Origin of the sequence: Pseudomonas sp. 1D4, from assembly GCF_001728925.1 — a bacterium.
Classification (GTDB): Bacteria; Pseudomonadota; Gammaproteobacteria; order Pseudomonadales; family Pseudomonadaceae; genus Metapseudomonas; species Metapseudomonas otitidis.
In genome coordinates this window covers 1-17485 of the sequence record NZ_LXJQ01000044.1, presented here as the reverse complement: position 1 = coordinate 17485, position 17485 = coordinate 1, and the positions used below count along the sequence as shown (strand labels likewise).

19 protein-coding genes are annotated in these 17485 nt (G+C 67.2%); 12 read left to right on the top strand and 7 right to left on the bottom strand.

From position 1 onward, the window contains the following. Positions 1-113 precede the first annotated feature (113 nt). Positions 114-1091, top strand: a complete 978-nt coding sequence (locus A7D27_RS20075; RefSeq protein ID WP_069565881.1) for an NADPH:quinone reductase — start codon at positions 114-116, stop codon at positions 1089-1091. A 58-nt stretch (positions 1092-1149) separates the two neighbouring features. Here the strand turns inward: A7D27_RS20075 and A7D27_RS20070 are convergent, their stop codons facing one another. The 3 genes from A7D27_RS20070 to A7D27_RS20060 all read right to left on the bottom strand — a co-directional run bounded on the left by A7D27_RS20070 (position 1150) and on the right by A7D27_RS20060 (position 3958). Beyond that, positions 1150-1707: an L-threonylcarbamoyladenylate synthase gene (locus A7D27_RS20070; protein ID WP_069561849.1), complete on the bottom strand. Its 558-nt coding sequence runs from the start codon at positions 1705-1707 to the stop codon at positions 1150-1152. A 40-nt stretch (positions 1708-1747) separates the two neighbouring features. After that, the gene (gene dprA / locus A7D27_RS20065; RefSeq protein WP_069565880.1) at positions 1748-2848 is read right to left on the bottom strand and encodes a DNA-processing protein DprA; all 1101 of its coding nucleotides are present in this window, start codon (positions 2846-2848) and stop codon (positions 1748-1750) included. A gap of 84 nt (positions 2849-2932) precedes the next feature. After that, a complete protein-coding gene (locus A7D27_RS20060; protein ID WP_069561847.1) occupies positions 2933-3958 on the bottom strand; it encodes a LysM peptidoglycan-binding domain-containing protein in 1026 nt (341 codons plus the stop codon). Positions 3959-4099: 141 nt separating this feature from the next. Here A7D27_RS20060 and def point away from each other — a divergent pair, with 141 nt between their 5' ends. The 7 genes from def to A7D27_RS20025 all read left to right on the top strand — a co-directional run bounded on the left by def (position 4100) and on the right by A7D27_RS20025 (position 10768). Beyond that, positions 4100-4606, top strand: a complete 507-nt coding sequence (gene def / locus A7D27_RS20055) for a peptide deformylase (protein WP_069561846.1) — start codon at positions 4100-4102, stop codon at positions 4604-4606. A 60-nt stretch (positions 4607-4666) separates the two neighbouring features. Continuing rightward, complete coding sequence (gene fmt, locus A7D27_RS20050) at positions 4667-5611, top strand: methionyl-tRNA formyltransferase (RefSeq protein WP_069565879.1); 945 nt, start codon at positions 4667-4669, stop codon at positions 5609-5611. Beyond that, positions 5608-6921, top strand: coding sequence for a 16S rRNA (cytosine(967)-C(5))-methyltransferase RsmB (gene rsmB / locus A7D27_RS20045; protein WP_069565878.1), 1314 nt, complete (start codon positions 5608-5610; stop codon positions 6919-6921). Before fmt ends, rsmB begins: the two co-directional genes overlap by 4 nt. An 11-nt stretch (positions 6922-6932) precedes the next feature. Beyond that, entirely contained in the window at positions 6933-8306 is a 1374-nt protein-coding gene (trkA, locus tag A7D27_RS20040) for a Trk system potassium transporter TrkA (RefSeq protein ID WP_069561843.1), read from the top strand. A gap of 120 nt (positions 8307-8426) precedes the next feature. Continuing rightward, the gene (locus tag A7D27_RS20035) at positions 8427-9950 is read left to right on the top strand and encodes a TrkH family potassium uptake protein (RefSeq protein ID WP_083265714.1); all 1524 of its coding nucleotides are present in this window, start codon (positions 8427-8429) and stop codon (positions 9948-9950) included. A 67-nt stretch (positions 9951-10017) separates the two neighbouring features. After that, positions 10018-10338 carry a tetratricopeptide repeat protein gene (locus tag A7D27_RS20030; RefSeq protein ID WP_069561842.1) on the top strand — a complete coding sequence of 107 codons (321 nt, stop codon included), beginning with the start codon at positions 10018-10020 and terminating at the stop codon, positions 10336-10338. A 1-nt stretch (position 10339) separates the two neighbouring features. Then, entirely contained in the window at positions 10340-10768 is a 429-nt protein-coding gene (locus A7D27_RS20025) for a hypothetical protein (RefSeq protein WP_069561841.1), read from the top strand. Positions 10769-10798: 30 nt separating this feature from the next. Here the strand turns inward: A7D27_RS20025 and A7D27_RS20020 are convergent, their stop codons facing one another. From A7D27_RS20020 to A7D27_RS20010, 3 genes are all read right to left on the bottom strand, one after another. Further along, positions 10799-11065 carry a PilZ domain-containing protein gene (locus tag A7D27_RS20020; protein ID WP_069561840.1) on the bottom strand — a complete coding sequence of 89 codons (267 nt, stop codon included), beginning with the start codon at positions 11063-11065 and terminating at the stop codon, positions 10799-10801. Between the two features lie 95 nt (positions 11066-11160). Then, positions 11161-12048: a lysophospholipid acyltransferase gene (locus A7D27_RS20015; RefSeq protein ID WP_069565877.1), complete on the bottom strand. Its 888-nt coding sequence runs from the start codon at positions 12046-12048 to the stop codon at positions 11161-11163. A gap of 67 nt (positions 12049-12115) precedes the next feature. Further along, entirely contained in the window at positions 12116-12667 is a 552-nt protein-coding gene (locus A7D27_RS20010; RefSeq protein ID WP_069561839.1) for a DNA-3-methyladenine glycosylase I, read from the bottom strand. 81 nt (positions 12668-12748) lie between these two features. Here A7D27_RS20010 and glyQ point away from each other — a divergent pair, with 81 nt between their 5' ends. From glyQ to A7D27_RS19990, 4 genes are read left to right on the top strand one after another with little or no spacing between them, the layout of a single operon-like run. Beyond that, entirely contained in the window at positions 12749-13696 is a 948-nt protein-coding gene (gene glyQ / locus A7D27_RS20005) for a glycine--tRNA ligase subunit alpha (RefSeq protein WP_069561838.1), read from the top strand. Continuing rightward, on the top strand, positions 13693-15747 hold the full coding sequence (gene glyS / locus A7D27_RS20000) for a glycine--tRNA ligase subunit beta (RefSeq protein WP_069565876.1): 2055 nt from the start codon (positions 13693-13695) through the stop codon (positions 15745-15747). Before glyQ ends, glyS begins: the two co-directional genes overlap by 4 nt. Positions 15748-15799: 52 nt before the next feature. Continuing rightward, a complete protein-coding gene (gene gmhB, locus A7D27_RS19995; RefSeq protein ID WP_069565875.1) occupies positions 15800-16330 on the top strand; it encodes a D-glycero-beta-D-manno-heptose 1,7-bisphosphate 7-phosphatase in 531 nt (176 codons plus the stop codon). 15 nt (positions 16331-16345) lie between these two features. Then, a complete protein-coding gene (locus A7D27_RS19990) occupies positions 16346-17119 on the top strand; it encodes a 1-acyl-sn-glycerol-3-phosphate acyltransferase (RefSeq protein WP_069561835.1) in 774 nt (257 codons plus the stop codon). Positions 17120-17251: 132 nt separating this feature from the next. Here the strand turns inward: A7D27_RS19990 and A7D27_RS19985 are convergent. Next, on the bottom strand, positions 17252-17485 hold a 234-nt coding region (locus A7D27_RS19985; protein ID WP_205895381.1), incomplete at its 5' end, for a hypothetical protein.

Below are 17485 nucleotides of genomic sequence, written 5' to 3'. Positions count from 1 at the left end.
CTTGCGGGGAAAAAAGAGGGCGCAAGCATACCACCGCCGGGGGCGGGCGGTGGCTTGACGGCGATCAAGCGGAAGGCTTGGATGTGGGCCTTTCCCATCCAGGAGCCTGAACCATGCCCAGACGCATCCAGTTTTCCCGATACGGCGGTCCCGAGGTACTGGAACTGGCGGAGGTGGCACTGCCACAGCCCGGTCCGGGCGAGGTGAGGGTACGCAACCACGCCATCGGCCTGAATTTCATCGAGACCTACTACCGCAGCGGCCTTTACCCGGCACCGGACTTTCCGTCCGGGCTGGGCAGCGAGGGTGCAGGCGTGGTCGATGCGGTGGGCGAGGGCGTGGCACGGGTGAAGGTGGGCGACCGGGTGGGCTACGCCACGGGCCCGCTGGGCGCCTACGGGGAGTACCACGTGCTGCCCGAGGGACACATGGTGACGCTGCCGGATGCCATCGGCTTCGAACAGGCGGCGGCGGTGCTGCTGAAGGGGCTGACGGTGCAGTATCTGCTGCGCCAGACCCATGCGCTGGAGGCCGGCGAGACGGTGCTGTTCCACGCGGCCGCCGGCGGGGTCGGCTCCATCGCCTGCCAGTGGGCGAGGGCCGTGGGGGCCAAGCTGATCGGTGTCGCCGGCTCGGCGGAAAAAGCCGCGCGGGCCACGGCGCTGGGCGCCTGGGCGTGCATCGACAGCAGCCGCGAGGATGTGGTGCAGCGGGTGCTGGCGCTGACCGATGGGCAGAAGTGCCGGGTGGTGTACGACTCGGTGGGCAAAGACACCTGGGCGACCTCGCTGGAGTGCGTGGCGCCGCGCGGGCTGCTGGTGAGCTTCGGCAATGCGTCGGGGCCGGTCACCGGGGTCAACCTGGGGGTGCTGGCCCAGAAGGGCTCGCTGTTCGTCACCCGTCCGACCCTGGGCGGCTACGCGGACACGCCGGCACGCCTGCAGGCGATGGCGGACGAGCTGTTCGGGATGATCGCCAGCGGGGCGATCCGGGTGGAGATCGGCCAGCGCTATGCCCTGGCGGAGGTGGCACGGGCCCATGCCGACCTGGCGGGGCGCCGCACCCAGGGCTCCAGTGTGCTGCTGCCCTGAACGCATCAGCCCCGGACAGTGCCGGGGCTGTTTTCAGCTCAGAGGCCGGAGGCCGTCTTCAGGAGGGGCGGATCACCCGTCCGGTGGCCAGGTCACGGATGGTGCTGGGCTTGCGACGGCCTCCCAGGGCGCCGCCGAGCACGGCGTCCAGTTGGCCGGGGAAGTACTGCTGGACCCGCAGGCGCGACAGGGCGGCGGGCCGCCCGCCGGGGTTGGCGGAGGTGGAGACCAGCGGCCCGACTTCAGCGCACAGGGCGCGCACCAGGGGGTGGTCGGTGACGCGCAGGGCGACGCTGTCGTGCTGGCCGGTGATCCACTCGGGCAGCAGGCCCTGGTGGGGGACCAGCCAGGTGTTGGGACCCGGCCAGCTGGCGGTGAGCTGGTCGATCCAGGCGTCGGGCAGGCCGTCGAGGAGGAAGTCGAACTGCTGGATGTCGTCGGCCACCAGGATCAGGCCCTTTTCCACTGGCCGGTCCTTGAGCGCCAGCAAGCGGTAGACCGCGTCCGCATTCCACGGATCACAACCCAGGCCCCACACCGCTTCGGTGGGGTAGGCGATCACGCCACCTTCTCGGACGATCCGCGCCACGCGTTGAACCTGCCATTTGTTGACCATCGCCTGCTCCCGGAAAAACGATGGCGCGAGTGTACAGGGCTCACCCGCAGCGATGAACCCAGCGCCCCGCCTCGCAGGCGACACAGCCGTCGAGCTCCAGTTCGGTGAGGCTGGCCAGTACGCGGGGCAGGTCCCAGCCGCTGGCGTGGGCCAGGGCCTCGCTGCTGTAGGGGGCGGCCCGCAGCAGGTCCAGCAGCGGGTGCTGGCGGGGGGCTTCGATCGGCTTGGCAGTTGGGAGCGGTGCCACCTGCTGCCAGCCCCGCAGGGCTTCGAGGATGTGCTCGGTGGTCTCCACCAGCACGGCACCTTCGCGGATCAACTGGTGGCAACCCCGCGCCCCCGGATGGTGGATGGAGCCGGGCAGGGCGTAGACCTCGCGACCCTGTTCGGCGGCCAGCCGGGCGGTGATCAGCGAGCCGCTGGAGGGGCTGGCTTCCACCACCAGCACACCCAGGGACAGCCCGCTGATGATGCGGTTGCGGCGGGGGAAGTTGGCGGCGTGGGGCGGGCAGTCCAGGGGCAGTTCGGACACCAGGGCGCCGCCCCCGGCCAACAGGTCCCGGGCCAGCCCGGCATGGCGCCGGGGGTAGAGCCGCTGCAGGCCGGTGCCGAGCACGGCGATGGTCTTGCCACCGGCTTCCAGCGCGCCCTGGTGGGCGGCACCATCAATGCCCAGCGCAAGGCCGCTGGTGATGGTGAACCCTCCGCCAGCCAGGGTCCGGGCGAAGGCGTGGGCGTTGTCGAGCCCGGCGGCAGAGGCGCGGCGGCTGCCGACGATGGCCAGTTGCGGGGTCTCCAGCAGGCCGGGGTCGCCTTGGAGGAAGAGCAATGGCGGGGCGTCCGGCAGTTCGGCGAGCAGGGCGGGGTAGCGCGGATCGTCCCAGGTGATCAGGTGGCAGTCCGACCCTTCCAGCCAGGACAGGGCGCTGGCAGCCCGCTCGCGGATGGCGGCATCCCGGCGTGGGCCGGCGCAGGCTTCCGGCAGGCCGAGGGACCGCCAGGCGGCAGCCGGGGCGCTGAGCGCGGCAGAGGCACTGGCGAAGGCTTCGATCAGGGTGTGGAAACGGCGAGGGCCGACTTCGGGGAGGCTGTGCAGGCGGAGCCGGGCTTCCAACTCGGCGGGGGAGAGGGCGGGCGGCATGGGGTTCGTCCTTGACCGGTGCCGCATGACGCGGCTGGCCGCCCTGTATACAACAAACCCCCGCTAGGCGGGGGCTGATTGGCACTACGGATTTTGTACCTTGTCCATCACCGCCAGTTGGCGACTCGCGGCCAGGACCAGGCCGTAGCTGAGCTTGTCGTAGGTGCGGAACACCATCAGCAGGCCGGCACGCTCGTCGGGGATCTTCACCATCTCGCCGGTGACCCGGTCACGGACGGTTTCGCCGGTCTTGTAGACCGCCAGCACGTTGCCCTCGATCAAGCCATCACGCTTGCCCTTGTTCAGGGTGACCACGTCGAACTGGCCGATCTGGTTCACACCACGCGGCACGTCGAGGATCACGCCCTTGATGTCTCCGGCCGGTGCGCTGGGCATGAAGGTGGAGGTGATAGCGCGTTCCTCAGTGGGGAACAGGCGGTCGCCCAGACGGACTTCCTGGGTGGAGCGGGTCAGGTTGAGGGTGGCAACATCGCCTTCCTCGGCCACCACGTCACCACCACCGATGTCATCGGCGTTGATGCCGAGGAATTCCTGGGTCTTGGGATCCAGGTAGGTCTTGCCCTGGCGGAAGATGCCGTAGGTGGGGTTGGCCACATCGAACTTGCCACGGGCATAGACGCGGTCACCCGCACCGCTCACCACGCGCTCGGCATTACCGGCGACAATGTAGGGCGCGCCCTGGAACTGCTCAGGGGTATCGACGATGCGGTTCGACAACAGGAAGCTGTTGATCGCCTCCAGCGGAATGGTCGGAATCGCCTCGGCCATCGGCGTGCTGCGCACCTGGGGTGACAGCTTGATGGTGCCGCGGGACGCGCCGCGATCCAGCACCAGCCGCGGCTGGCCATCGACATACACCAGACTCAGGGTGTCGCCGGGGTAGATGAGGTGCGGGTTCTGGATCTGCGGATTGGCGTGCCAGATTTCCGGCCACTTCCAGGGTTCGCTGAGGAACTTGCCGGAGATGTCCCAGAGTGTGTCGCCACGGACCACCGTATAGCGTTCCGGATGGCCGTCCTTGAGCTCCACCGCAGCCTGTGCCAGCCCGTTGGCAGCCAGGAGCAGCAGGGCGAGTAGTGATTTCCTCATGCGGTGAATCCCTTTATTATGTGCGTTCACGCGAAACAGCCTGAAAGCCGCCCCAACCGGGCTTTTCAGGCGTTTTTCAATGCTGCTCATCATCTTAGCAGCGGATTTTGACTTTATTCCACAAGTGCATCACAAACCCATATGGCGATCCTGAACATCCTCGAATTCCCTGATCCGCGCCTGCGCACCATCGCCAAACCGGTGGAGGTGGTGGATGACGCGCTGCGCCAGTTGATCGACGACATGTTCGAGACCATGTACGAAGCCCCCGGCATCGGCCTGGCGGCGACCCAGGTGAATGTGCACAAGCGCGTGGTGGTGATGGACCTGTCGGAAGACAAGTCCGAGCCGATGGTCTTCATCAATCCCGAGTTCGAGTCCCTGACCGACCAGATGGACCAGTATCAGGAAGGCTGTCTCTCGGTGCCCGGCTTCTACGAGAACGTCGACCGTCCGCAGAAGGTGAAGATCAAGGCCCTGGACCGCGACGGCCAACCGTTCGAGATGATTGCCGAAGGCCTGCTGGCGGTCTGCATCCAGCACGAATGCGACCACCTCAACGGCAAGCTCTTCGTCGACTACCTCTCCAGCCTCAAGCGCGACCGGATCAAGAAGAAGCTGGAAAAGCAGCACCGCCAGCAGGCTTGACCCCCGAACCCCAAAGGCTTGCTCCGGCAAGCCTTTTTCTTTTTGTAGAGTGAGCCCCGCATGACCCAAGCCCTGCGCCTCGTCTTCGCCGGCACCCCGGAGTTCGCCGCCGAACACCTCAAGGCCCTGCTCGACACCCCTCACCAGATCGTTGCCGTGTACACCCAGCCCGACCGCCCTGCCGGCCGCGGCCAGAAGCTCATGCCCAGCCCGGTCAAGCAGCTTGCCTTGCAGCACGGCCTCCCGGTCCTGCAGCCGCCGACCCTGCGCGACCCTGCCGCCCAGGAAGAACTGCGCGCCCTGGCCCCGGACCTGATGGTGGTGGTGGCCTACGGCCTGATCCTGCCCCAGGTGGTGCTGGACATCCCGCGCCTCGGCTGCATCAACAGCCATGCCTCGCTGCTGCCGCGCTGGCGGGGTGCCGCGCCGATCCAGCGGGCGGTGCAGGCAGGCGACGCCGAGAGCGGCGTCACCGTGATGCAGATGGAGGCGGGCCTCGACACCGGCCCCATGCTGCTCAAGGTCACCACCCCGATCACCGCCGGCGACACCGGCGGCAGCCTGCATGACCGCCTCGCCCAGCTCGGCCCCCAGGCCGTGGTCCAGGCCATCGCCGGTCTTGCCGCCGGCACGCTGCAGGGCGAGGTGCAGGACGACGCCCTCGCCACCTACGCCCACAAGCTCAACAAGGACGAGGCGCGGATCGACTGGAACCGCCCGGCCGACGAACTGGAGCGCCTGGTGCGCGCCTTCAACCCCTGGCCCATCTGCCACAGCACCCTCGACGGCCAGCCGCTGAAGGTGCTCGCTGCCGAGCCAGCCGAAGGCCGCGGCCGACCCGGCCAGATCCTCGACGCCAGCAAGGACGGCCTCACCGTGGCCTGTGGCGAAGGCGCCCTGCGCCTGACCCGCCTGCAACTGCCCGGCGGCAAGCCCCTGGCCTTCACCGATCTCTACAACAGCCGCCGCGAGCAGTTCGCCCCCGGCCTGGTGCTCGGCGCATGAGCCCGCGCCTCGCAGCCGCCCGCGCCCTGGCGGCCGTGCTCAACGGCAAGGCCTCCCTCGGCGGCAGTCTGCCTGCCCAGTTGGACAAGGTGGACCCGCGCGACCGCGGCCTCGCCCAGGACCTCGCCTTCGGCGCCGCCCGCTGGCAACCCCGTCTGTCGGCCCTGGCCGAGCGCCTGCTGCAGAAGCCGTTCAAGACCGCCGACCGTGACGTCGAAGCCCTCTTGCTGGTGGGCCTCTACCAGCTGTTCCACACCCGCATCCCGCCCCACGCGGCCATCGGCGAAACCGTTGGCTGTGCCGACAAGCTGAAGAAGCCCTGGGCCAAGGGCCTGCTCAACGCCGTGCTGCGCAATGCCCAGCGCCAGGGCGAGGCGACCTTCGCCGAACTGGAGCGCGACCCCATGGTGCGTACCGCCCACCCACGCTGGCTGCAGAAGGCCCTGAAGGCCGCCTGGCCGGAACAGTGGGAAGCCGTCTGCGCGGCCAACAATGCCCACCCGCCGCTGATCCTGCGGGTCAACCGCCGTCACGGCGACCGCGATGCCTACCTCGCCGAACTGCGCCAGGCGGGGATCGAAGCCGAACCCTGCCCCTTCAGCCGCGACGGCATCCGTCTGGCCGAAGCCTGCGACGTCACCGGCTTGCCGGGCTTTTTCGAAGGGCGCGTCAGCGTCCAGGACGAAGCCGCGCAACTGGCCGCCGACCTGCTGGAACTGGCACCCGGCCAGCGCGTTCTGGACGCCTGCTGTGCCCCCGGGGGCAAGACCTGCCATTTGATGGAGGCCGAACCCGGCCTGGCTCATGTAGTTGGCGTGGATCTGGAAGAGAGCCGCCTGGTGCGCGTGCGCGAAAACCTGGCGCGCCTGGGCCTGGAGGCTCAACTGATCGCCGCCGATGGCCGCGACACCGCGAGCTGGTGGGACGGCACGCCGTTCCAGCGCATCCTGCTCGACGCCCCGTGCTCGGCCACCGGCGTGATCCGTCGCCACCCCGACATCAAGCTGACCCGCAAGGCCGAGGACATCGCCCCCCTGGCCAGCCTGCAGGGCGAACTGCTGGACGCCCTCTGGCCCACGCTCGAGGTCGGCGGCATCCTGCTCTACGCCACCTGCTCGGCGCTGCCGGCGGAAAACAGCGAGAACATCGCCGCCTTCCTCGCCCGCACCCCTGGCGCACGGGAGCTGGACATCGCCGGCGGGTTCGGCATCAAGCAACCCCATGGACGCCAACTGCTGGCCCGGGAAGACGGCCATGACGGCTTCTACTATGCCAAGCTGATGAAGATCGCCGCGTCTCCCCGCGGCTAACGGAGCAATCAGTGAAGATCATCATTCTCGGAGCCGGCCAGGTCGGCGGCACCCTTGCAGAACACCTGTCCGGCGAAGCCAACGACATCACCGTGGTCGACACCGACGGCGACCGCCTGCGCGACCTCGGCGACCGGCTCGATATCCGCACCGTTCAGGGCAAGGGCTCGTTTCCCACCGTGCTGCGCCAGGCCGGTGCCGACGACGCCGACATGCTGGTGGCGGTGACCAACAGCGACGAGGTGAACATGGTCGCCTGCCAGGTGGCCTACACCCTGTTCCACACCCCCACCAAGATCGCCCGCGTGCGCGAGTCGGCCTACCTGACCCGCGAGGCGCTGTTCGACAACGAGGCCATCCCGGTCGACGTGCTGATCAGCCCCGAGCAGGTGGTCACCAACTACATCAAGCGCCTGATCGAGTACCCCGGCGCCCTGCAGGTGATCGACTTCGCCGAGGGCAAGGCCCAGTTGGTGGGCGTCCGTGCCTACTACGGCGGCCCGCTGGTGGGGCAGGAGCTGCGCCAGATCCGCGAGCACATGCCCAGTGTCGACACCCGCGTGGCGGCCATCTTCCGCCGCAACCGGCCGATCATCCCCAAGGGCGATACCGTGATCGAAGCGGACGATGAGGTGTTCTTCATCGCCGCCAAGGCTCACATCCGCGCGGTGATGAGTGAGCTGCGCCGCCTGGAGGACAGCTACAAGCGTGTGGTCATCGCCGGCGGCGGCAACATCGGCGAGCGCCTGGCCGAGGCCATCGAGAGCCGCTACCAGGTGAAGATCATCGAGATGAACCCGGCCCGCTGCCGCTACCTGTCGGACACCCTCGACAGCACCGTGGTGCTGCAGGGCAGCGCCTCGGACCGCGACCTGCTGGTGGAAGAGAACATCAACGATGCCGACATCTTCCTGGCCCTGACCAACGACGACGAGGCCAACATCATGTCCTCGCTGCTGGCCAAGCGGCTCGGCGCGCGCAAGGTGATGACCCTCATCAACAACCCCGCCTACGTGGACCTGGTGCAGGGCGGCGAGATCGACATCGCCCTGAGCCCCCAGCTCGCCACCATCGGCACCCTGCTCACCCACGTGCGCCGGGGCGACATCGTCAGCGTGCACTCCCTGCGCCGGGGCGCGGCCGAAGCCATCGAGGCCATCGCCCACGGCGACACCAAGTCGAGCAAGGTGGTGGGCAAGATGATCGAGGACATCGCCCTGCCACCGGGCACCACCATCGGCGCGGTGATCCGTGACGACGAGGTGCTGATCGCCCACGACGACACGGTGATCGAGTCCGGCGACCACGTGATCCTCTTTCTCGTGGACAAGAAGTACATCCGCGACGTGGAGCGGCTGTTCCAGGTCGGCCTGACCTTCTTCTGACGCCGCCAACCGGGCGCGCGCGGTATCCAGATACCGGCCGCCCGGTTTTCAGCCATTTCCTACATCCCCGCCCAGCGAGGCGACGGTAGGGTTCGGACCCTCCCGTTCCGAGGGCCCGCCATGTCCCGCTTCGAATCCCTCCTGCCACTGCGCCAGCCCACCTTGCCGGCCCACCAGGTGCCGGGCCGAGCCCAACGCCACGCGGTGATCCGCCGGATTCTCGGCGTGCTGCTGATGCTGTTCAGCTGCACTCAGTTGCCTCCCCTGCTCATCGACCTGTACTACGGCGAGGGTGCCTGGCGGGGCTTCCTCCTGGCGCTGCTGATCACCCTCGGCATCGGCGGGCTCATCTGGCTGCCGGTACGCGGCGCCAGCGGAGACCTGAAGATCCGCGACGGCTACCTGATCACCGCACTGTTCTGGACCGTGCTCGGCACCTTCGGTTGCATCCCCTTCCTGCTCATCGACACGCCACGCATGGGCCTGGTGGACGCACTGTTCGAGTCCGTCTCGGGCATCAGCACCACCGGGGCCACTGTGCTCACCGGCCTCGACCGGTTGCCCAAGGCAGTCCTCTACTACCGCCAGCAGCTGCAGTGGTTCGGCGGGATGGGGATCATCGTCCTGGCGGTGGCGATCATGCCCATGCTCGGCATCGGCGGCATGCAGCTGTACCGCGCCGAAATGCCCGGCCCGCTGAAGGAGCAGAAGCTCTCACCGCGCATCGCGGAAACCGCGCGCGCCCTGTGGCTGATCTACTGCGGCCTGACCCTGGCCTGCGCGCTGGCCTACTGGGCAGCCGGGATGAGCCTGTTCGACGCCATCTGCCACAGCTTCTCAACCATCGCCATTGGCGGCTTCTCCACCCACGACGCCAGCATCGGCTACTTCGACAGCCCGTTGGTGGAGACCGTCTGCATGTTCTTCCTGGTGGTCTCGGGGGTGAACTTCGGCCTGCACTTCATCGCCTTTCGACAGCGCAGCCTGCGCCACTACCTGCGCGACGCGGAATGCTGCGCCTACCTGTTGCTGCTGCTGGGCACCTTCGCGGTCTGTGCCACCACGCTCATCGTCCACCAGCACTACGAGACGCCACTGCAGTCGATCCGCTATGCCGCCTTCATGGTGGTCTCGGTGGCCACCACTACCGGCTTCGGCCTGGCGGACTTCAGCACCTGGCCGACCCTGCTGCCGCACCTGCTGCTCTACACCACATTCATCGGCGCCTGTGCCGGCTCCACAGGCGGCGGCATGAAGGTGATGCGCATCCTGCTGGTGTTGCGCCAGGGGGTGCGGGAGTTCCAGCGGCTGCTCCACCCCAACGGGGTGTTCACCCTCAAGCTGGGGCGCCGCCAGATTCCCGAGCGGGTGGTGGAGTCGGTCTGGGCCTTCTGCTCCATCTACCTGATGACCTTCGTGGTGCTGCTCCTGCTGCTCATGGCCATGGGACTGGACCAGCTCACTGCCTTCTCCACCCTGGCCTCCTGCATGAACAACCTGGGCCCGGCCCTGGGCGAGGCAGCGACGCACTACGGCAACCTGCCCGATGGCGCCAAGCTGGTGCTGAGCCTGGCCATGGTGCTGGGGAGGCTGGAGGTGTTCTCCCTGCTGATCCTGCTCAGCCCGGCCTTCTGGCGGTTCTGAGCCTTGGGGTTGGGCGCTCGCGTCGATCAGGGTAGGGTGAGCGCCTCGACAACCCGGGGACAGGACCATGATCGACTCACTGGAGAAGATGCTCGCCAAAGGCGTGGACAACGCACTGCTGCGCTTCGGCCTCGGCAAGGGCTACCTCGATCAGGGTGATGCGACGGCAGCAGCGCTGCACCTGCAACGCTGCATCGAGCATGACCCGGCCTACTCGGCCGCCTGGAAGCTGCTGGGCAAGGCACTGGAAAGCACCGGCGACACCGAAGGTGCTCGCCAGGCCTGGGAGCAGGGTCTGAGCGCCGCGCAGGCCAAGGGCGACAAGCAGGCGGAGAAGGAGATGGGGGTGTTCCTCAAGCGCCTCGCCCGTCGCCAGGGAGGGCAGTGACATGACGCGCACCTTGCTCGCCCTGGGAGTCGCGGTGTTCGCGTTGAACAGCGTCGCCGCCCAACCGGCGCCGCCCTACCAGGTCGACTCGATCAAGCCACCGATACTGGAAGCCCCGCCTTCGGCCGAACCGGCCCTGACCGAAGCCTGCCGCGCCTGGAAACTGGACGCGCGTAGCGCCAGCCGCTTCTTTAGCCTGGCCGAGCTGCTGGATGGCGTGGTGCTGCACCACGCGTTCTCCTGGGTGCCCTGCAGCATCGAGGGGCGCCTGCATGACGGCCGCGGCCAGGTGTGGAACTTCCGCATCAACGGCGGCGCCACGGCAACGACCTGGCGAGGCGAGGGACCGACCCGGGAGGAGTATCGCTGGGGCTGCCGCCGTCAGGCGTGCGAACCGCTGGTGCTGCTGACAGTGGACGAGGAAGGCTAGGGGGGATTTCTGAGAACGGCCGGAAGCGGATCAGGACTCGACGAAGCGCAGGCCGACGCCCTCGGCGTCCACCCGCATGATCTCCATCTGCAGGATCGGCGCTTCGAAGGGCAGGTCCTGCACCTGACCGGTGAGGATGGTACCCACCGGCAGGGCCACCAGGTCCGGGTGGCGGACGTACACGCCGCCGTCCGACAGGTCGCGGGTGTGGGCGAAAAGGTCCCCGAAGCTCTCGTGGCTGATCTTGATCCGGCACTTCATCGGCGTACGGGGATGCTGGCGCTGGTTGGAGGACATCGCGACACACCTTGGATTCGTCTGAGCGGTTTTTTAGCCTAAATCCGTCGACTCGCCCAGCAAAAGGCTCAAAAAAGGCGCCGAAGCGCCTTTTCTCAATACCAGCGGGCTTCGCCCTCGGGGCGCTTCTTGAAGCGCTTCATGCTCCACATGTACTGGGTCGGGTAGGTGCGCACGTAGCGCTCCACCACGGCGCTCATCGCCGCCACACCTTCTTCCACGTTGTCGCTGTACATCCCCTCCGGCGCAGCCTCGAGGATGACCTTGAAGCCAGAGCCATCCGGCAGGCGCAACGCATGCAGGAACACTCCGCGTGCCTTGCCGCCGGCGAGCATGCCGGGGACGAACTTGCTGGTCAGCGCCAGCGTGCCGAGGAAGGGCACGAACACGCCGGCGGACAGGCTCGGCTCCGGGTCGGCCGGAATGCCCACCGCGCCGCCCCGGCGCACTTCCTTGATGACGCTGAGGATGCCTTCCTTGGTGGACGGCGCGACACGGTTGCCGAGCTGCACGCGCTGCTTCTGCAGCAGCTCGTCCACGGCCTTCAGCTTCGGCGGGCGGTAGAAGATGATCGGTTTGCACTGGGCACAGTAGAAGTGGTTCAGCACCTCCCAGTTGCCCAGGTGGCTGGTGATGCCCACCACGCCCTTGCCGCTGGCCAGGGCCTCGTGCAGCACCTCCAGACCTTCCACCTCGCGCACCAGGCCGATGGATTTCTCCGCCGGCCAGATCCAGGCGCAGGCGCTTTCGGTGAGGGTGCGGCCGATGTCCATCAGGCTCTGGCCGACGCGCTGGTCGAGCTCGGCCGGGGACAGTTCCGGGAAGCACTTGGCGAGGTTGATCCGCGTGACCTCGCGGGAGCGGTTAGGCAGCTTCCACATCAGCCAGCCGATTGCCGCACCCACGACTTGTACCGCCCGCCAGGGCAGCAGGGCGAAGAGGCGCAGGAAGCCGACCACGAGGGCGCCTTTGAGCTTGTCCACAGGCAACTCCAGGGCAAGGAAAAGCGCGCATTCTACCGTGACGCGCGTTCAGGTGCGGGACGGGCCGTCAGCCCGCCAGGTGCGGATGCCGGTCGCAGTCGAGGGTGTGGTCCATCACCATGCCGGTGGCCTGCATGAAGGCGTAGCAGATGGTCGGCCCGACGAAGGTGAAGCCCAGCTTGCGCAGTGCCTTGCTCATCGCCTCGGCCTCGGTCGTCACCGCCGGCACCTCACTGCGATCGGCGAAGCGGTTGATCCGGGGGGTGCCGCCGACGAAGGACCAGAGCAGGTCAGACGGACTCTCCAGTCGCAGCCAGGCCTGGGCGTTCTGCCGGGCCGCACGCAGCTTGGCGCGGTTGCGGATGATGCCCGGGTCCTGCATGCGCACCTCGATTTCCTCGTCGGTCATCTGCGCCAGGCGCTGTGGGTCGAAACCGAACAGCACCTCGCGGTAACGGGCACGCTTCTTCAGCACCGTGATCCACGACAGGCCGGCCTGGAAACCTTCCAGCAGGAGCATCTCGAACAGTGCTCCGGCATCCCGCTGGGGCACGCCCCATTCCTGGTCGTGGTAGGCGATGTAGAGGGGGTCTTCGTTGCACCAGAAGCAGCGTGGCATAAGGCTTTCCATGCGGTTGCGGCGGGTCGGATCGGGTATACTCGCGCCCTTTCAGTCGAATACCCAGCACAGGTGAAATTCGTGAGCCAGACTACGCCCGCCGTGCGCACCTTCCAAGACCTGATCCTCGCCCTGCAGCAGTACTGGGCCGAGCAGGGCTGCGTGGTGCTCCAGCCCTACGACATGGAAGTGGGCGCCGGTACCTTCCACACCGCCACCTTCCTCCGCGCCATCGGCCCGGAAACCTGGAACGCCGCCTACGTGCAGCCCTCGCGCCGTCCCACTGACGGCCGCTACGGCGAGAACCCCAACCGCCTGCAGCACTACTACCAGTTCCAGGTGGTCCTCAAGCCCAACCCTGAGAACTTCCAGGAGCTGTACCTGGGCTCCCTGAAGGCCATCGGCATCGACCCGCTGGTACACGACATCCGCTTCGTCGAGGACAACTGGGAGTCCCCCACCCTCGGCGCCTGGGGCCTGGGCTGGGAAATCTGGCTGAACGGCATGGAAGTCACCCAGTTCACCTACTTCCAGCAGGTCGGCGGCATCGAGTGCTACCCGGTGACCGGCGAGATCACCTATGGCCTGGAGCGCCTGGCCATGTACCTGCAAGGCGTGGACTCGGTCTATGACCTGGTGTGGACCGACGGCCCCTTCGGCGTGGTTACCTATGGCGATGTGTTCCACCAGAACGAGGTGGAACAGTCGACCTTCAACTTCGAGCACGCCAACGTGCCGAAGCTGTTCGAACTCTTCGACTTCTACGAGAGCGAGGCCAACCGCCTGATCGAGCTGCAGCTGCCGCTGCCGACCTACGAGATGGTCCTCAAGGCCTCCCACACCTTCAACCTGCTGGATGCACGCCGCGCCATCTCCGTGACCGAGCGCCAGCGCTACATCCTGCGCGTGCGCACCCTGGCCCGCGCCGTGGCCCAGAGCTACCTGCAGGCGCGCGCGCGCCTGGGCTTCCCCATGGCGACCCCCGAACTGCGTGACGAAGTACTGGCCAAGCTGGAGGCGGCAGAATGAGTGCACAAGATTTCCTCGTCGAACTGGGCACCGAAGAGCTGCCGCCCAAGGCCCTCAAGTCCCTGGGTGACGCCTTCCTCGCCGGCATCCTCGGCGGCCTCAAGACGGCCGGCCTGAGCCACGGCGCCGCCCGCGTCTACGCGGCGCCGCGCCGCCTGGCGGTGCTGGTCGAGCAACTGGCCACCCAGCAGCCCGACCGCAGCGTCAACCTCGACGGCCCGCCGCTGCAGGCCGCCTTCGACGCCGCCGGCAACCCGACCCAGGCCGCCCTCGGCTTCGCCAAGAAGTGCGGCGTCGACCTGGCCCAGATCGACACCAGCGGGCCGAAGCTGAAGTTCAGCCAGACCATTCCCGGCCAACCCGCCAAGGGCCTGCTGGCTGGCATCGTCGAGGCCTCCCTGGCCGCCCTGCCGATTCCCAAGCGCATGCGCTGGGCTGCTCGCCGCGAAGAGTTCGTGCGCCCGACCCAGTGGCTGGTGATGCTCTTCGGCGATGACGTGGTGGACTGCGAGATCCTCGCCCAGAAGGCGGGCCGCGAGTCCCGTGGCCACCGCTTCCACAACCCCGCGAACATCCGCATCAGCAAGCCCTCCAGCTACCTGGAAGACCTGCGCGCCGCCTATGTACTGGCCGACTTCGCCGAGCGCCGCGAGCTGATCGCCAAGCGCGTCGACCAGTTGGCTGCCGAGCAGAAGGGCAGCGCCGTGGTTCCGGCGGACCTGCTGGACGAGGTGACGGCGCTGGTCGAGTGGCCGGTGCCGCTGGTGTGCTCGTTCGAGGAGCGCTTCCTCGAGGTGCCCCAGGAAGCCCTGATCACCACCATGCAGGACAACCAGAAGTACTTCTGCCTGCTGGATGCCAACGGCAAGCTGCTGCCGCGCTTCATCACCGTGGCCAACGTCGAGAGCAAGGACCCGGCACAGATCATCTCGGGCAACGAGAAGGTCGTGCGTCCGCGCCTGACCGACGCAGAATTCTTCTTCAAGCAGGACAAGAAGCAGAAGCTGGAAACCTTCAACGAGCGCCTGAAGAATGTGGTGTTCCAGGCCCAGCTTGGCACCGTGTACGAGAAGGCAGAGCGCGTTTCCGCACTGGCCGCCCACATCGCCGAGCGCGTCGGCGCCGACCCGGTGAAAGCCGCCCGTGCCGGCATCCTCGCCAAGTGCGACCTGGCCACCGAGATGGTCGGCGAGTTCCCGGAAATGCAGGGCATCGCCGGCTACTACTACGCCTTGAACGACGGTGAAGCGGACGACGTCGCCCACGCCCTGAACGAGCAGTACATGCCGCGCGGTGCCGGCGCCGAGCTGCCGCAGACCCTGACCGGTGCTGCGCTGGCGGTGGCCGACAAGCTGGACACCCTGGTGGGCATCTTCGGCATCGGCATGCTGCCCACCGGCAGCAAGGACCCCTTCGCCCTGCGTCGCCAGGCCCTCGGCGTGCTGCGCATCCTGATCGAGAAGAAGCTGGACCTGGACCTGAACGATGCCGTCGGCTTCGCCATCGCCCAGTACGGCGACAAGGTGAAAGCGGACGGCCTGGCCAACCAGGTGCTGGACTTCATCTTCGACCGCCTGCGCGCCCGCTACGAAGACGAGGGCGTGGATGTGGCGGTGTACCTCTCCGTCCGCGCCCTCAAGCCGACCTCGGCCCTTGATTTCGACCAGCGCGTGCAAGCCGTGCAGGCCTTCCGCGCCCTGCCGGAAGCCGCTGCCCTGGCCGCCGCCAACAAGCGCGTGTCCAACCTGCTGGGCAAGGCCGAAGGCGAAGTGCCGGCTGCGGTCGACAGCGCCCTGCTGCAGGAAGACGCCGAGAAGGCCCTTGCCGCGGCCGTGGCAGAGGCCGAGCGCGCGGTAGCCCCCATGGCAGCCGCCCGTTGCTACAGCGAAGCCCTGGGCCGCCTGGCGAGCCTGCGCGAGCCGGTGGATGCGTTCTTCGAAGCGGTGATGGTCAACGTCGATGACGCGGCGGTCCGTGCGAACCGCTACGCCCTGCTGGCGAAGCTGCGCGGCCTGTTCCTCGGCGCCGCCGACATCTCCGTTCTCGGCTGAAGGCTGAGCCAACCGCAGGCGCCAAGCCTGCGGTTGGGCGCCAGGACACACCATGAAACTGCTCATCCTCGACCGCGACGGCGTCATCAATCACGACTCCGACGCCTACATCAAAAGCCTCGACGAATGGGTGCCGATCCCGGGCGCCATCGAGGCCATTGCGCGCCTCTCGCATGCGGGCTGGACCGTGGCCGTGGCCACCAACCAGTCGGGCATCGCGCGCGGCTACTACCCCGTTGAAACCCTTGGCGCCATGCATGCGCGGTTGCGTGAACTGGTGGCAGGGCAGGGCGGTAACGTCGGCCTGATCATCCATTGCCCCCATGGGCCCGACGACGGCTGCGACTGCCGCAAACCCAAGCCGGGCATGCTGTTGCAGATTGCCGAATACTACGACGTGCCACTGAGCGGCATCTGGTTCGTCGGCGACAGCAGCGGTGACCTGGAAGCAGCCAGGGCCGTCGATTGTCAGCCTGTGCTGGTTAGAACCGGCAAGGGCGAGCGGACCCTGGCCAAAGGCGTGCCCGGGGACGTGCTCGTATTCGACGACCTGGCGGCCGTCGCCAACCATCTTCTCAGTTAGCCAAGGCAAGGAACCATGACGACAGTGCAGGCCATCAGAACCGTCCTCTTCTACCTGCTGCTGTCGTCCAGTGCCTTCGTGTGGGGCACGATCAGCTTCTTCGTCGCCCCCTTCCTGCCATTCCGCGCACGCTACCGTTTCGTGATCTGGCGCTGGTGCCGCTTCGCGGTCTGGCTGGCCAAGGTGGTGGCAGGTGTCGACTTCCGCGTTGGGGGGAGGGAAAACATCCCAAAGACGCCCTGCGTGATCCTCTCCAAGCACCAGAGCACCTGGGAGACTTTCTTCCTCTCCGGCTTCTTCGAACCCCTCAGCCAGGTGGTGAAGCGCGAGCTGCTCTACGTGCCGTTCTTCGGCTGGGCAATGGCCCTGCTGCGCCCCATCGCCATTGACCGCAGCAACCCCAAGGCGGCACTCAAGCAACTGGCCAGCCAGGGCGACGAGCGCCTGCGTCAAGGCGCCTGGGTGCTGGTGTTCCCGGAAGGGACGCGGGTTCCGGTTGGGCAGATGGGCAAGTTCTCCCGCGGCGGGACTGCACTGGCGGTGAACGCAGGCCTGCCTGTGTTGCCAGTGGCACACAATGCCGGGCTGTTCTGGCCCAAGGTGGGCTGGGCCAAGTACCCCGGCACCATCCAGGTGGAGATCGGTCCGGCCATGTACGCGGAAGGGGAGGGTCCTCGTGCCATCGCCGAGCTGAATGACCGCGCTTATGCCTGGGTCGAACAGGCCCAACAACGGATCGAAGGCACCGCAACCCAGCCTGTCGAAACAGCAGACTCAACACCAGCCTGATTCTGTTGAAAAGCTGTGGATAAAAATTCCGGCTGCGTATTGTTTTCTGCCTGAGGCCCTCGTCAGCCGGGCCTCATAGCCTTTCCCTAGAAAACCGGCGATTGGTGCATAAGCTGATTGCCCGGACGGGATTCAGCGCTTCAGGTAGCGCGACTCCAACGCATTGAAGCAACGCACCAGGCGATCCCGATGCACACCGGGAAACGCCTTCTCGAACTGCACCATCAGCACACCGACCTTTACCCTGCCGCTGCGTAACTGATGCTCCAGATAGCCCATGAGCACGTCATCGCTGACGGACTTCTCCTCCGGCGTGTCGTGGATTTCCTGCATGACGCGCGCTCCTTTTCGATTCCCAATAAAAAG